Below are 2,325 nucleotides of genomic sequence, written 5' to 3'. Positions count from 1 at the left end.
ACAATAAATAGTTTAAATATAAGACCTAAATATGAAATCTGAAATATTAGAAGAAAAGTATAATTTTGATTTATCCTTAGGAATCAAGCCTACGCCAGCAATACTGCTAGATATTTCTAATCACATTTTAAATATTGACAAAATATTTGAAAAAAAACAATACATGCTTATAGATGGAATTGATGAATCTGGCAAAACTACCATTTCTTCAGAATACACAAGGCACAAAAATAGTTTTTCGATATTTTTTTCAAAATTTAATAAAGGAGAATTTAATATCGATTATATCTTAGAGAATCTAATTCCTCAAATTGCAAACTATCTTTCTTTACCGAATGAAAGTAATAATTCTTCAATAGAAACATTTAGACGATTGCAAAATAAATTAAGAGCTATAAAAAAAGAAACTTTTTATTTTGTCATAGATGGACTTGAACATTCAAGCAACTTAGTATTTGTCGATGAAGTACTAGAGTTAATAAATTTAGATGTAATTAATTTTAGATTTGTATTTACTGATAATAACGTCATAGCAAAAAGAGAAATATTTAGAAAACTTAATTTTGGCACTAATAATGTAATTGGATTTGGCATTAATGAAATCAAAATTTATTTTAAAGAGTTTAATTTATTAGATGAAAACATCAAAATAATACATTCATTTTCAAATGGTGTTCCGTCTCGCTTAAAAATAATAAAAGAACGTCTTCAAGAATCTAATAATTTTAATTCTCTTGAAATAGCTGATAAATTTGAAAACTGGTTAGAACAGGATATAGAAAAAGACCTTTCTAAGATAAACCAGAAAAAAATTGAAGATTATAATTTATACATTGCACTAATTTCTTTGAGCGATGGTAGCTACTCATTAAATGATATTGCAGTAGGTTTTGATGAAGAACTAAATAAGGTTGAAGATTTATTTAGCTCTTTAAGTCGAATTTTCACAATAGAGAATTCAAATATTAGTTTTACTTCAAACATTTACAAAGAGATCTTTAAGAAAAAGTATAGTTTATTAAATGACAAAATCAAAAGTATTGAAATAAAAATAAACTACGAGCAACCTGAAATAAGATATAAGACTAGACTAGTTGAAATTCTTTTCAAAGACAAGAATTATGCAAAAATACTCAATGTTTTTGAAGATAACTTTATCGCTAACGCTTTTAGTCAAATTCAGAATATTTCTCAAGTAAATGATTTAATTGATAAAGTATGTAAATCAAGTTTTTATTTAAATAAAAATCAAGATTTGTTTAACTATTCGGTACAAGGATCTATCATTAACGACATTGAAAATGACATCGAAAATGAAAACAAAATTCTCTCATTAATTTCACTTGAAGAATACGATAAAGCAATAGTAATAACGGATTCACTGTTAAGTAATAAGAATAAGTTACTATATTACGGTAAAATAGCTAAATACCAAAAGGAAAAAAGAAAAATAATTGATGACGTTTTAATAGATAAAATTGATTTAATCTTCAATACGCTGGAATTGGCTGATTATGGAAATGATTTGCATGAAATCGTCTCTGATCTCATCTCAATAAGTTCCAAATACGCCCTTACAATACTAAATATGGGTGAAGGCGATGAAAATGTAAATATAAATGAACTTCTTTTTACAAAACTATCACTAGCAGCATTAAATAATTCTGAAGAACAAAATGATTCTAAATTTACAGATGTTCTTTCAAAAATTGAAAACGATAAAACTAAACAAATAAATAGTTCTTTAAGGTTGTTTATAGGAAAATACTCTTTTGAAAGATTAAACGAAGAGATATTAAATTATAAAGATCCTAAAGAAAGAATAAAGCTTTACCGTTTATGGCTTGAGAACTCTGACGATAAAGATAACATTACAACAGTGATAACAAATGTTGTTGATGAAATCATTAATTCTGAGAGTAATGATATTTTTAATCTTGAAATTTTATCTGAAATAAGTGTACACATTTATAAAATTCAGAACTATGAATCAAAATTTCGCATTGCTGAAAGGTTCAAAAACCTTTTAGGAGAAGTCGAAGACAAAGGATTGTTTATCAATAAGACAACTTTTAATCTTAATATTTTTAACTGTTATTATAACAAGGACCTCAATAATCAAGAAGCAATTAATAGTCTAACTTATTTACTAGAAGAGATAAAAGCATATCCAGATTTGCTCATTAGATGTGAAGCATTAATGTTGACGCTTGAATATATTTTTGATAAAGCAAATTATTTAGGGCAAATCAAAACCAATGTTATAAATTCTTTTAATGAAAATTTTGAAAACCTTTTATTAGAAACTTCTGATCAATATACTCC

1 protein-coding gene is annotated in these 2,325 nt (G+C 25.4%); it reads left to right on the top strand.

What is annotated here, in order from left to right; genetic code table 11:
• Nucleotides 1-31 precede the first annotated feature (31 nt).
• Nucleotides 32-2,325 (top strand): hypothetical protein (locus tag B0E44_RS14530; RefSeq protein WP_131828086.1); only part of this gene is annotated, 2,294 nt, incomplete at its 3' end.

Origin of the sequence: Flavobacterium sp. A45, assembly GCF_002001005.1 — a bacterium.
Classification (GTDB): domain Bacteria; phylum Bacteroidota; class Bacteroidia; order Flavobacteriales; family Flavobacteriaceae; genus Flavobacterium.
The sequence above is the reverse complement of the archived record's forward strand: the minus strand, read 5'-3'. Positions and strand labels throughout refer to the sequence as shown.